Below are 12976 nucleotides of genomic sequence, written 5' to 3' on the forward strand. Positions count from 1 at the left end.
TCAATAGAAGCAGTCAAATGGACATCAAAGACGAAAAAGGGAGCCGATCCGGACCAGGATCGGCTTCCTTTTTGCATTGTGCTTAACGGGTTCCTCCGGCAGCGGAATCATCAAATCTCCCTTGTTGCCGGACTAAGCCGGTGCTAGACTTATTCTATTGGACTTTTTTTGAGCATTTGCGACTTGCTTTTTCGCTTTTTGCCATCGAAGACTTTCTGCCCGAAAGAGGGTTTGACTATGACGAAAAAAAGCGTCATTGAAGAAATCCAACTCCTGCGGGGTGTCGCTTTTCTCGGCGTAGTCTTGCAGCATGCGCTCGGTGTTTACATCCACCAGCCAGACGTAGTCATGGAAGACGCTGTAGCCTATGCCATACTCTTCATCCTGGCGAAACTGGCCGTTCCCGCCTTCGTCTTCATCACCGGCATGGTCGTCTTCTACAACTACTACGACCAACTGGACTATCCCCGCTTTCTCCGTCGCCGCGTCCAGGAGATCCTGATTCCTTACCTCGCCTGGACTCTCTTTTTCGCTTTTTACGCCGGGCAACCGTCCGAATCGGCCATCCTTTGGGTGCGTGCGTTGGTGAAACAACTGATAACAGGCGAAGGCAGTTACCACTTATGGTTTGTCGTCATGATCTTTCAGTTTTACCTCTTCTACCCCGTCTTCCGGTGGGGCTTTCGTCGCCTCAGCAGGATGGGCCGTTCCCAAGGCCGGCTGTTCGCCCTGATCGGCCTGTTGGGAATCCTCTATCTGGCGCTCACCTGGTTGTCTCACTCGGTGATCCCCCGTGTGGGCGAACCGCTGGCGCTTTCGAAGGCATGGCAACTCGTCAGCGATTATCGCGACCGGACCTTCCTTTTTTGGATCTTTTATTTCATCCTCGGCGGCGTGGCCGGCCTGGCTGTGAGCCGGTGGCGGGAGTGGACCGCCAAGGTCTTATGGTGGAACGGCGCACTCTTTGCGGTCCTCTTTTTCTGGGTGACGGCGCAACTGATCAGGGGTATCACAGAAGGACCGGCAGGCGTCGTCCTGGATGTCAACATCGCCACCTCCTTGCGCCCGTCCCAATTCCTCTATTCGGTAAGCATCATTGTGCTCGCCTACGGTTTAGCGGCGCGGTGGCGCTTTTCCGACAACCCCTTGAGCCGATTGCTACACCTGCTGGGGAAACATTCCTATGGCCTGTATCTGGCCCATGCCCTCACCCTTGACCTGGCTGCCAGGGCGCTCCGGCCTTATCTACATACCCTTCCGCCCCTGCTGGCGTTGGCTTTGACTTTCATCGGTTGTGTGGCCGGCGCACTGGCATTGACGATTCTGAGCGGTCTGATGCCGAAAGGGGAATGGCTTGTCGGCGCTAGTTCGCGCCGGAAGCGCCTCATCGAACCCAGGCAGACAGCGGAAATGCTCGCTGCCGCATCAGATACGTCGGCTAAGTCGGCCAACCATCCCAACCCTCCTTCAGTGTAAAAAGAGCCGCCGTGGTATAATGGAGGACAAACAGGCATATAAATTCCAGAAAAAGTAAGTTTGCAGGTTCTTACGTCGCGCCACCTCCCTACAGGGTGCCATCTTCCTGTTATTTTGGAAAAAACTGTTGATAAATCTGTGGATAATGTGAATAGTTGGGAGGAAGTTGATTGAAAGTCGGACTTTTACAGTTCAACGTGCGCAGTGGCGAGCGAAAGGCGAATGAAGCGACAGTGGCGCGGTATATGGCAGAGGCGCGAGAACAGTGTCCGGACGTGCTGGTCCTGCCGGAGATGTGGACGACGGGATATGACCTGGCCAACCTGGCTGCGCTGGCTGATGACGGCGGGCCCTTTGGCAGCCTCCTCGCTGGCTGGGCCGGGGAGACAGGGGCAACGATCATCGGCGGCTCCTCCCCGGTAGGCGCTGACGGAAGGTTTGCCAATACCCTTTATGCCTACACGCCGGGAGGGGAGAGGGTCCTCACCTATGAAAAGGCGCACCTCTTTGGCCTGATGGGGGAGGATCGCTACCTGGCTGCCGGTTCCGCCGCCGGCAATTTTCGCATCGGCGTGGTTCCTTGCGGCGCAGTGATCTGCTATGACCTGCGATTTCCCGAGTGGGTCCGCAAGACCGTCCTGGCCGGTTGTGAGCTTCTCTTCATCCCGGCCCAGTGGCCCCTTTCCCGTCTCGACCACTGGCGCGTCCTCTTACAGGCTCGGGCGATCGAAAACCAGTGCTATGTGATCGCCTGCAACCGGACCGGCAGGGATGAAAAAGGGGTCGCTTTCGCTGGTCATTCCATGGTCATTGATCCATGGGGAAGCATCGTCGCCGAGGCCGGCGAGGAGGAAGGCTGGCTCTGGACCGAGATCGACAGGGACAAGGTCGAGCGGGTTCGTCGGAAGATAACCGTCTTTGCCGATCGTCGGGTGGATCTGTACTAATTTTGCCATTGCCCGTCCCTTCGGTGAAACGTATAATCTAAGATGTGGAAAAGCCTGTGTAGATTTACGGGGGGGACCTGGTTGAAATCTTTGATCAAAAATATTGCCCTCTTCATGGTCGTCAATATCTTGGTGGGCGTGATCATGGGACCGCTGCTCGTCTTCTACGGTCCCGTTCCTTCGTTGCGGCAGATGGTGGTCGGTTCCATCATGACATCACGCCATGGTTTTGTGGCCGAGTGGTTCTTGTCAGATGAGCGCATCAGGGAGATCCTGGGCCGCTTTGAGGCCGATGAAAGCATCCGCTCAACTCTGAATGGTGTCACGATCGCCCATGCCAACAGCAAAGGCTCTGATCGCATCGAGGTGGAGGATATCCAGGGATATCGCTTCACCGGCAAGGTGATGACCGTTCACGACCCGCTACGGCTCAAGGTGGCTGTCTCGTCGAAACTCGGCGAAGCCGGGGAGACGGTTCCCGAGATGGCCCAGCGGGAAGGTGCCGTGGCGGCTGTCAACGGCGGCGGCTTCATCGACCCGAACGGCCAGGGGAACGGCGCTTATCCTGACGGGGTCACCGTCAGCCGAGGTCAGTTCATCTCGGTCATCGATGAGGATCAGAAAGAAAACATCATTGGGCTCACCAAGAAGGGCCAGATGATCGTGGGCCGCTATTCGGCGCGGGAACTGCGCGGCATGGATATCAGCGAAGTGGTCACCTTCGGGCCGCCCCTTGTCGTCAACGGCAAGCCGACCATCACCTCCGGTGACGGCGGCTGGGGTGTGGCGCCCCGGACCGGTATCGGCCAGCGGGCTGACGGGGCCATCGTCATCGTCGTTATCGACGGACGTCAGATTGGTTCCATCGGCGCCACGCTGCGGGAATTGCAGGACCTGCTGATCAAGTACGGCGCTGTGACGGCCGGCAACCTCGACGGCGGCGCTTCAACGACGATGGTCTATAACGGCAAGGTGATCAACCAGCCTTCAAGCGTCTTCGGGATCCGCTACATCCCGACGAGTTTCGTTGTGTTGCCTGCTAAGCAGTCCAAGGGAGGAATATAGAGAATGATGAAAACCATCAAAGCCATCGGCTCGATGGTCCTCCTGGCGGTCCTGTTGCAAGGCGGCCTTTTTTGGGGGCTCGAAAAATGGGCCGCTCAGGCTGTCAACCCTGATGATCACCGTCTGCCGGCGGCGAAAAGCCAGTGGCGGCAGCTCCGGGTCAACGCACCGCTCGATCGGGCGAAGCAGTTTTCCCTCTCCTATAAAGGGGAGTACCTGGTCTGGAATGATGGCGACGGTTTCACCGTCTGGGATATCGATGAGGAACGCGCCTTTTACAGCGAAAAGACGCCCCCTGGCCAGCGGGTGGCCTTGGTGCAGTGGCTGAACGACCGCAACCGCCTCTTGCTGATTACGGAGCAGTCGGCGGCGCCGGTGAACCTGCCTGCGCCTTCCTCGGCAAAAGGCAAAACGGCCAACCAGGTGTTGGTCGATTCGATGAACCGTGTGGACAAGCGACCCCTGCCGAGCAATCCCTCCTCCAAGCAGTTGGAGTTTTCTTTCCTGAACGCCGACGGCGGGCAGCGGATCTTCTCGACCCGCATCCGTGGGTTGACGGCTGCCGACGAGGTCAAGGAGGCGGTCGTGTCGGCCCAATCGAACCTGCTCTACCTGACCCTTGGCGACTCGCGCCAGACGACCGGCATTTACCGGGTCGATATCCAGCATGACGCCTCGAAGATTGCCCTGCGCTCAGGGACTAACGTGGAGCGGCTCAGCGTCAACCCGGCCCAGGGGCAGGTCTATGCCGAGTTCTGGAGCGGCGACAGCGCCAGCAAGCCGTTGGTGCAAGGGATCAAGGGCACCCAACTGACCAGCCCGGCGGCGGGACAGGCGCTCAATTACCTTCTCATCGGAAGTGACACGAAGAACAACCTCTATCTGGGGCAAGGAACAGGCCGCCAGGTGCAGGAACTGTGGGTATGGAACGGCAAGAAGCTGGAAAAGAGCATCCGCTTGCCCGAGACAGCCCACCGAGACCGGCTGGCCATCGGACCGGAGGGTCAACTGGTCGTCATGGACGAGCCGAAGTTGCTGCTAAAGGTCTACCCGAAGGGCAGCGAGAGCCCCTCCGTCTTTTCCTTTGAAGCGGGGGCCCGCCTGATCGACAGCGATAACCATTTTGTCGGTCTAATCCGCCCTGGAACTTCGGGCGGCGACTTGTGGCTGCTGTCGTTTTAATGCAACATCGCGCAGGATAAGGCGGCGGGTCGATGGTTTTGTGTTGGCATGGTCAAGGCTGAGGCTGAGATGTAACGTTAACGTTGCGGGTTCGCCCGCCGCGTCAAGGCGGTCGGACGGTTGCGCTCGTAGAGTAAGCGCAAGCCCTCCAGCGTCAGGGAGGGATGAATATGGTCCACTGTGGCGCAGCCTCGACCGATCAGTTCGCCGAAGCCACCAGTGGCGACGACCTTGATGGGGGAATCAGATGATTCCCCCATCTCATTTTTAAACCGCCGTACCAGGCCGTCCACCATGCCCACATAGCCGTAGTAGATCCCAGACTGCATGCCGGCGACTGTATTTTTGCCGATCGCTTGTTCCGGCTTGGTAATCTCCACGCGAGGCAGTTTGGCCGCATGGGCGACGAGGGCTTCCACCGATATGCCGATGCCTGGGCAGATCACCCCGCCGAGGAAATCCCCCTTTTCGTTGACAGCGCAAAGGGTCGTCGCCGTTCCCAGATCGACGATGATCACGGGACCGCCGTAGAGGTGGTAGGCGGCGACGGCGTTGACAATCCGGTCCGGTCCGAGGGCGCGCGGGTCGTCGATCTTGATGTTAAGCCCCGTTTTGATGCCCGGTTGTACGAGCAGGGGCTGGAGACCATAGTAGTCACGGAACATCTTGACGAGGACCGGGTTGACAGGGGGGACGACAGAGGAGATGGCGACGCTGTCGATTTCCCCCGGCGAGATCAGCTTGGCTTCCATGGCCTCCAGCATGAGGATGCGGTATTCGTCTACTGTTTTGCGGCGGTCGGTGGCCAGGCGCCAGAAGGCTTTTTGATCATCACCGTCAAAGACGGCGCAGACGATGTTCGTGTTGCCAATGTCGAGAACAAGCAGCAAGATTGATTCCTCCGTTCATTCGCTATGGTCTTAGTCTAGCGGGAACTGCTTCTCAAGGCAATGTGCGTCTGCGCATTTGGCGACCTTGCGTCCAATTCGTGAGCAGGAGACGACACTAGTTTTCACGAAAATGGAAAGACTACCATTGCCCGCAATGCGATCATGACCGCCATGTTAGGTCTCATGAAAGGAGTCTGCCATGTTTCGCATCACCTTCTTCGGGACGGGGAACGGCATGGGTTACGCCAATCGGGAGAGCACCTTTTTTCTGGTCCAGCACCTTGACGCCGGTTCCGCCTATCTGGTCGACTGCGGCGGCGCGCCCTGGCCCAAACTGGTCAAGGCAGGCGTCCATCCCGACGATTTGCATGCCCTCTTGATCACCCACGGTCATCCCGATCACACCTACGGTCTCCCTGCCCTGATCCAGAGCCTGTGGTTGGCCGGCCGGAAAACGCTGCTGCCTATCTATTGCCCGGCAGGGGCGCGGCCGATCGTCCAGGGATTGCTGGATCTCTTTGAACTGACGGCCAAACCGAACATGTTTCCCATCGAATTCCGTGAACAGTCCTTGGAAGAGAAGGAGACGGAGGCCCTGAAGGAAGGTTCGCTGACCGTTTCCACCTTTCCGGCTATCCACGGCATCCCCACGATGGGCATATCTTTCTTAGAAGAATTAAAGGATATGCCTGAAAAAAAGCCCACAAAAGTGGTCTACTCGGCGGACACTGTCTACAATCCACTCCTGGAGACGGTGGGCGCAGACGCCACCTGCCTCATCCATGAGTGCAACGGCGCCGATGAGGCGGCTGGAAAACACTCCTCTCTCCATGATGTGGTGCGGCTGATGGAGAAGACAGGGCCAAAGCAGGTGGTGCTCGTCCACCTCACCGAAGGGGAGAACTATGAACGGCTGATGGTCCATCACGGATTGAAACAGCCCCGCTTCATGCTCGCCGAAGACGGCATGAGCATCCGGGTGGCTTCGTAGACCGATTGATCCTTCAGGAATAACAGAGACTTCAAGAACAGTAGAAATCGAGGCATTGTCCGTGAACGACTGCTGCCGGCTTTTGGAGGCCGGCGTTTTTTTGTTTTCTCAAGTGCTGGAACGGCCAACAGGTTTTCTTCAACAATCAGGGAAGTCACAAAAAACCAAAGACAAATGGAATAATATGGTATTAAGCTGCGTATAATACATTGAGTTTGTCTATTATCTGAGTAACGCGGTGGGGGAAGTGAATTGAGACTGTTCAATAGAAAAACCTTTTTCGCGGCAGTCGTCCTGTTGCTCCTCCTGTTGCCCTCCTCCGAATGGAGTGAGGCCCAACTGACCGCGCCATCTGGCCGATCTAGCACAGATAAGCGGCCCGTCATCGTGTTAAACGGGTTGCCTATGGAGTTCGCTCCCCAACCCCGCTTGGAGCGGGGTTATATCCTGGCCCCTTTGCGCCCGCTGGCTGAGGCATTGGGGGCTGATGTGAGCTATGATAACAAAAACCGGAGAGCTCTGATTCGGCGGGACAACCTTTGCCTGGAGGTGCAGGCTGCGCCGTTGAATCATAAGTGGTTCCCCTGGGAACGGGGGAATCGCGTTTCCGGCAAGATCGAGGATGACCGGATGCTGGTGCCTGTCTACTGGCTTGCCCGCCACTTGGGCGATGGCTGGACCTGGGACCGGGATAGGATGACCGGCTTTTTGCGGGGCGGAGTTCCTTGGTGCGACGAGGATTATCTGGCTTTTACCCGGTGGGCCGAGATCCTCTGGATGCGAGCGGCGACGAAGGAAAACACGAAACTGTTAAAAGAACGCGGTCTCGAACCGCCTCCGGTGATCCATCGCGAAGAGGACCTGCAGCGGTTTCTCGGCGCCTACTGGTCTCGGGACAATGTTCAGGGCTTGTGGAAGAGCCAGTACGACGGCAAAGAGATGGCGGCAGCGACGAAACCGGCAGAGGGTTTGTTGATTGACGCGACGGCAGTCCATAGCTGGCGCATTGCGAGCCGGACGTCGGAAGAGGTTCTGGTAGAGGCTTATCTGCCGGGGGAGGGAAGGTTTGACTTTTTAGGACAAAAAGTAACCTATGTGCTGCGACCCGATGACCGGGGGGCTTATAAGGTTCATGAGCGGCGGGTTGGGGTGTTGAACTAGTTTCTTTTAGCCATGACGGTGTGAATCCGTTGTGGCTTTTTGTTTTTGATTTGGTTAGCCAAGGGACAAAATAAGTGAAGGTATTTGAAGTAAAAGGGCGATTACCGGAGCTGACAGAAAATGCGAAGGGGGCAATAAATGAGGTTAAAGAACGTTCTTATTTTCTTGGCCTTGACTTGCCTTCTGGGGGCGGCCGCTTTTCTGCCGGATTTGAGGGATGAGCAGCTATCGAGACTAAAAGGCTCTCATTCAGACCTGCTCCGTTACGCTGGTTTCATCGAATCTCATACCTTCATCGTTGCGGCGGAAGTGGCCGGACGGATTCAAGGTTTGTCTGTTCGAGAAGGCGACATGGTAACGGAAGGAACGGTGATCGCTCGAGTGGATGGAACCTATGCGGAACTGCGCCTTCGGCAGGCCGAGGCCGCCCTTGCCGCCTTGCGGGCATCTGGCGCGGCACAGGGGACAAAGGGCGGTGCTGAAACCCCCGAGCTTTTTACGGCGCAGATCGCCCAGGCAGAACGTTCCCTGGACATGGCTCGCTGGGAACTGGAGCGTCATGATATCCGCGCCTGGCAGGAGGGAACGGTGCAACGCATCCATATCCAAACGGGGCAGGCTGTCGGAGCGGGGACGCCCATCGCCACCCTTATCGACCGGCGAGATTTGACGGTCCGCATCTATGTCCCGGCGAAGGCATTGCCCCAGTTTTCTCCGGGGGGAAGGGTGCGTGTGATCGAGGGGGCGGAGACTTTCGCCGGCAGGGTGGAACAGATCAGCGAACAGGAGGAGTTTTCCCCCGTCATCGTCAACGGCGTCGATGACGACGGGAGCGATCTCGTTTTTGCCGTAAAGGTCGCCATTCAGGAAGGCTGGGAGCGGTTGCGGCCGGGAATGCCCGTCCATGTGACGCCGGACGGCGGGGAGGGGTAAGTCAAGGGAAGCGCTCTGCTCGGGGAAAGGAGAGGCTTGTCACCGATTGAAAGGCATGCGCTGGATACCCTTTTGGTCTGTCTTTCGCAAGGAATTCCTCCATCTGTGGCGAGATCGGCCCAGTCTTGCCATGGCGGTCGGCATCCCGCTGATGATGCTTTTTATCTTCGGCTATGGCGTCAATCCCGATGTGCGGCGCTTGCCGACGATCGTCTGGGATCAGTGCCGCAGCAGGGAAAGTCGCGAATTGTTGCAAGCTTTTGTCAACAGCACCTACTTTGAGATCAGGGAGAGAACCGAAGGGTATGGCGAAGTGGGGCGATCGCTGGCGACAGGACGGTGCCGGGTGGCGCTGATCATCCCGCCTGACTTTGCCGCCAACATGCAGGCGGGATTGCCGACTACAATCCAGGTGCTCGTCGATGGGACGGAGCCCCAGTCTACCCGGCAGGCGCTGCAGGTGGCGCAATCACTCGTGCAGGCGCGCGGTGCCCGGCTTTTGCGCGAGAAAAAACTATCTCCGCCGCCGCCTTTTCCCTTGGAAGCGCGCATTGGAATCTGGTATAATCAGGAGTTGAAAACTCACTTCTTCACGATTCCTGCCCTGATCGGTCTGATTATGCAAAACGTGACGATGACGTTAACGGCCTTTGCCCTTGTCCGGGAAAAAGAACGGGGCACCATGGAGCAGTTGATCGTTACGCCCGTCCGCCCTGCCGAACTGATTCTGGGCAAGCTCTGCCCCTACATCATTGTTGGCATGATCTCCTTTACTCTCGTCTTGATCGCTGGCAGCGCCTGGTTCTCTGTTCCGGTCCGGGGGAGCCTTCCCTTGCTGTTTGGACTGGCTTTTTTATTTATCTTGACTTCCCTCAGCATCGGCATGCTCATGTCCACCTACAGCGATAACCAGTTGCAGGCCATGCAGATGGCCTTCGCCTTCATTCTGCCCAGCATCCTCCTCTCCGGTTTTGTCTTCCCGCGTGAAACAATGCCTTCTGTGATCCGCCTTCTGGGCAACTTCATTCCCTTGACAGACTTTTTGGTGATCCTGCGTGGCATCTTCCTGAAACAGATCGGAATGGGGGAGATGTACCGCGAGGTTTTGTCGCTAGCGGCTTTTACGGTCTTTTTGTTTGTGGTGGCTTTGCGGCGGTTTCGGAAGCGGCTCGATTAGGTTGGCCGGGGGCATTGGACTGTTCGCTTAGCGCTGCGCGGCGGCTCCCTTGCCTGTTCCGCTTGGGCGCCAAACCTCTGGGCTTTTCTGCATGTGAACCATGGCGCCCTTACCGCTCCACAGGCTGCGGTCGCATTTCGCCGCTCCGCGCAAACCGCTCACAGTCCAATGCCCCCGGCCTGAGACAGGGACGGTTGGGGCTGCAGTCGCTCTTGGCCGCTCCGCGCAAAACCTCGCAGTCCAATGCCCCGTCCTGGGACAGGGGACGGTTGGGGATACAGTCGCGTCTTGCCGCTCCGCTCAAAATGCCCGCGACCGCTACGTCTGGCCTGAGACAGGAGACGGCTGGGGCTACGTCCGCCCATAAGCGCGAGGGCTGCGATCACCTACCACTGAATCTTACGCTAATGCGCAGAGATAGATCTTTTAATCACAAAATATTCGAAACCTTTCGAATAGATAGACCTAACAAATCATCAGCCGGGGAGGTGTTGTCGTTGCCGAAAGCCATATTCCGGGAAGAACGTTGCAAGGGGTGCCGCCTCTGTACGGCTGCCTGTCCGGTTGGGATCGTCGTCATGGATGAAAGCCGCCTGAATGCCAAAGGGTTTCAGCCAGCCGTGGTGACGGATATGGAAAAATGCAGGGGGTGCGCACTATGTGCGCGTGTCTGCCCTGATCTGGTCATCGAAGTGGAGAAATAGGAAGAAAGGTGAATAAAAATGGCCGAAAAGGTGCTGATGAAAGGGAACGAGGCCCTGGCCGAAGCGGCCATCCGGGCTGGTTGCCGCTTTTTCTTCGGCTATCCCATCACGCCCCAAAACGAATTGCTCGAGTACATGGCCCGCCACCTGCCTGAGGTGGGCGGAACGTTTCTTCAGTCGGAGAGTGAGATCGGCGCCATCAACATGGTCTTCGGCGCCGCTTGCGCCGGCGTCCGCGTCATGACCTCCTCGTCCGGGCCCGGTATCAGCCTCAAGCAAGAGGGTGTCTCCTACATCGCCGGTTCGGAACTGCCGGCAGTCATCGTCAACATCATGCGCACTGGACCGGGTCTTGGAGGGATCGCCCCGACCCAGAGCGACTACTTCCAGGCCACCAAAGGCGGCGGTCATGGCGACTACCGGTTGTTGGTGCTGGCGCCAGCCTCTGTCCAGGAGATGGTCGACTTGACGGCGCTCGCTTTTGAGAAAGCCGACGAGTACCGCAACCCTGTCCTGATCCTGGGCGACGGCGTCCTTGGCCAGATGATGGAGCCTGTCGTCCTGCCCGAACCGTCTCCCGAAAAAACCGTCGAGAAGCCCTGGGCCACGACGGGGAAAGGGGACAATGGGAAAGCGAAACTAATCACTTCCTTATATATAAAACCGGAGGAAGCCGAGCGCTTTTGCGACCACCTGCGCGCCAAGTATGACGCCATGGGGGAGCGGGAGACGCGCTTTGAAGGCTACCGGACTGAGGACGCCGAGATCATCGCCGTCGCCTATGGTACGGCGGCCCGCCTCTGCATGGCCGCTATCGACATGGTCCGCGAAAAAGGTATCCGCGCCGGCCTGATCCGGCCGATCACCCTCTTCCCCTTCCCGGCGGCGCCGCTCCGTGAAGCGGCGGAAGCTGGGGCATGGTTCCTCACGGTGGAATTGAGCACCGGTCAGATGGTGGAAGATGTGCGCTTGGCCGTCAACGGCCAGCAGCCCGTCGAGTTTTACGGGCGTTCCGGCGGCATGGTCCCTGACCCCCGGGTGATCGCTGCCCGTCTGGAGGAACTGGCCGAGAAAAAGGCGAACGCCGGGACGGCGAAACCAAACGAGGGAGGAGCGGCCTAAGCGATGGGAACAAAAGTATTCAGCCGGCCCGACTGCCTGCGCGATGTGGCCACCCACTACTGCCCTGGATGCCATCATGGCATCATTCACCGGCTGGTGGCGGAAGCTATCGATGAACTGGAACTGGCGCCTCGGACGATCGGGGTTGCTCCTGTAGGCTGTTCGGTCTTTATCTACGATTACATCGATACCGACTTCATCCAGGCCTCTCACGGCCGTGCGCCGGCAGTCGCTACCGGCGTCAAGCGAGCGCTGCCGGACCGGATCGTCTTCACCTACCAGGGCGACGGCGATTTAGCCGCCATCGGCACATCGGAGATCATCCACACGGCGGCTCGCGGCGAGAATGTGACGGTCATCTTCGTCAACAACGCCATCTATGGCATGACCGGCGGACAGTCGGCGCCGACGACCCTCCTCGGCCAGTCGACGACGACAGCCCCGAAAGGCCGCGACGCCGGCGCTGACGGGGCGCCCATCCAGGTTTGCGAGATGCTGAACACCTTGCAGCGCCCTGCCTTCATCAGCCGCGTCTCCGTACATACGCCAGCCCAGGTCGTGCGGGCGAAAAAAGCGATCCGCCACGCCTTCCAGTGCCAGCAGGAGGGAAGGGGCTTCTCCTTTGTCGAGGTCCTGTCGGCTTGCCCCACCAACTGGGGAATGACGCCACTGGACGCCAACAAGTGGCTGGAGCAGCAGATGATCCCTTACTACCCGATCAAGGAGTTTCGGGTCCCCGAGGGGGTGGAGTAAGATGGAACACCGATTGATATTCGCCGGCTTCGGCGGCCAGGGCGTCATGTTGATGGGTCAACTGGTGGCCTACGCCGGGATGTTAGAAGGAAGACATGTGGCATGGATCCCCTCCTACGGTCCCGAGATGCGTGGCGGCACGGCCAACTGCGCCGTCACCGTCTCTGACCGGCCTGTCGCCTCGCCCATTGTCTATGAGCCGACAGGCGCCATCGTCCTCAACCAGCCTTCACTAGAGAAGTTCGGCCCCCTGCTCGTCCCGGGCGGACTGCTGCTGGTCAACTCGTCTCTGATCGGCGAGTCCAGCCTGCGCAGGGACATCACGCAACTCCGCTTGGCCGCCAACGACCTGGCCAACCAACTGGGCAACCTGAAGGTGGCCAATATGTTCCTTCTGGGGGCGCTCCTCGGCCTGACGAACGTCGTCGACAAGGAGTCCATCATGGCGGCCTTGCAAAAAATCCTGCCACCCCGCCGGCATAACCTGCTTCCGGTCAACCGTTCAGCCCTGGAAACAGGGATGGAGCAGGCGCTTCGTCGGTAAGGTTCAGCGATGTACAGCTCTATCACTCATC

General features: G+C 58.4%; 13 protein-coding genes. 12 read left to right on the forward strand and 1 reads right to left on the reverse strand.

Annotation, left to right across the window (positions count from 1 at the left end; genetic code table 11):
- Nucleotides 1-237 precede the first annotated feature (237 nt).
- From AC0CW1_RS00365 to AC0CW1_RS00380, 4 genes are all read left to right on the forward strand, one after another.
- A complete protein-coding gene (locus tag AC0CW1_RS00365) occupies nucleotides 238-1476 on the forward strand; it encodes an acyltransferase (RefSeq protein WP_488181165.1) in 1239 nt (412 codons plus the stop codon).
- Nucleotides 1477-1646: 170 nt separating this feature from the next.
- Nucleotides 1647-2423, forward strand: coding sequence for a carbon-nitrogen family hydrolase (locus AC0CW1_RS00370; protein ID WP_488181166.1), 777 nt, complete (start codon nucleotides 1647-1649; stop codon nucleotides 2421-2423).
- 81 nt (nucleotides 2424-2504) lie between these two features.
- Nucleotides 2505-3488 (forward strand): phosphodiester glycosidase family protein, encoded by a 984-nt coding sequence (locus AC0CW1_RS00375; RefSeq protein ID WP_488181167.1) that lies wholly within the window; start codon nucleotides 2505-2507, stop codon nucleotides 3486-3488.
- Between the two features lie 6 nt (nucleotides 3489-3494).
- Nucleotides 3495-4670, forward strand: a complete 1176-nt coding sequence (locus AC0CW1_RS00380) for a hypothetical protein (protein WP_488181168.1) — start codon at nucleotides 3495-3497, stop codon at nucleotides 4668-4670.
- 77 nt (nucleotides 4671-4747) lie between these two features.
- On the opposite strand, the gene AC0CW1_RS00385 is transcribed toward AC0CW1_RS00380, so the two are convergent.
- Complete coding sequence (locus AC0CW1_RS00385; RefSeq protein ID WP_488181169.1) at nucleotides 4748-5560, reverse strand: type III pantothenate kinase; 813 nt, start codon at nucleotides 5558-5560, stop codon at nucleotides 4748-4750.
- A 199-nt stretch (nucleotides 5561-5759) separates the two neighbouring features.
- On the opposite strand from AC0CW1_RS00385, the gene AC0CW1_RS00390 reads away from it, so the two are divergent.
- From AC0CW1_RS00390 to AC0CW1_RS00425, 8 genes are all read left to right on the forward strand, one after another.
- On the forward strand, nucleotides 5760-6551 hold the full coding sequence (locus AC0CW1_RS00390) for an MBL fold metallo-hydrolase (protein WP_488181170.1): 792 nt from the start codon (nucleotides 5760-5762) through the stop codon (nucleotides 6549-6551).
- 252 nt (nucleotides 6552-6803) lie between these two features.
- Nucleotides 6804-7712: a stalk domain-containing protein gene (locus tag AC0CW1_RS00395; RefSeq protein ID WP_488181171.1), complete on the forward strand. Its 909-nt coding sequence runs from the start codon at nucleotides 6804-6806 to the stop codon at nucleotides 7710-7712.
- A 138-nt stretch (nucleotides 7713-7850) separates the two neighbouring features.
- The gene (locus AC0CW1_RS00400) at nucleotides 7851-8645 is read left to right on the forward strand and encodes an HlyD family secretion protein (RefSeq protein ID WP_488181172.1); all 795 of its coding nucleotides are present in this window, start codon (nucleotides 7851-7853) and stop codon (nucleotides 8643-8645) included.
- 55 nt (nucleotides 8646-8700) lie between these two features.
- Nucleotides 8701-9822: an ABC transporter permease gene (locus AC0CW1_RS00405; RefSeq protein ID WP_488181199.1), complete on the forward strand. Its 1122-nt coding sequence runs from the start codon at nucleotides 8701-8703 to the stop codon at nucleotides 9820-9822.
- A 497-nt stretch (nucleotides 9823-10319) separates the two neighbouring features.
- Nucleotides 10320-10526 carry a 4Fe-4S binding protein gene (locus tag AC0CW1_RS00410; protein ID WP_488181173.1) on the forward strand — a complete coding sequence of 69 codons (207 nt, stop codon included), beginning with the start codon at nucleotides 10320-10322 and terminating at the stop codon, nucleotides 10524-10526.
- Between the two features lie 18 nt (nucleotides 10527-10544).
- Nucleotides 10545-11648 (forward strand): 3-methyl-2-oxobutanoate dehydrogenase subunit VorB, encoded by a 1104-nt coding sequence (locus AC0CW1_RS00415; RefSeq protein ID WP_488181174.1) that lies wholly within the window; start codon nucleotides 10545-10547, stop codon nucleotides 11646-11648.
- Between the two features lie 3 nt (nucleotides 11649-11651).
- Entirely contained in the window at nucleotides 11652-12401 is a 750-nt protein-coding gene (locus AC0CW1_RS00420) for a thiamine pyrophosphate-dependent enzyme (RefSeq protein ID WP_488181175.1), read from the forward strand.
- A 1-nt stretch (nucleotide 12402) separates the two neighbouring features.
- Nucleotides 12403-12945: a 2-oxoacid:ferredoxin oxidoreductase subunit gamma family protein gene (locus AC0CW1_RS00425; RefSeq protein ID WP_488181176.1), complete on the forward strand. Its 543-nt coding sequence runs from the start codon at nucleotides 12403-12405 to the stop codon at nucleotides 12943-12945.
- Nucleotides 12946-12976: the final 31 nt, after the last annotated feature.

This window comes from Heliomicrobium sulfidophilum, from assembly GCF_057715735.1.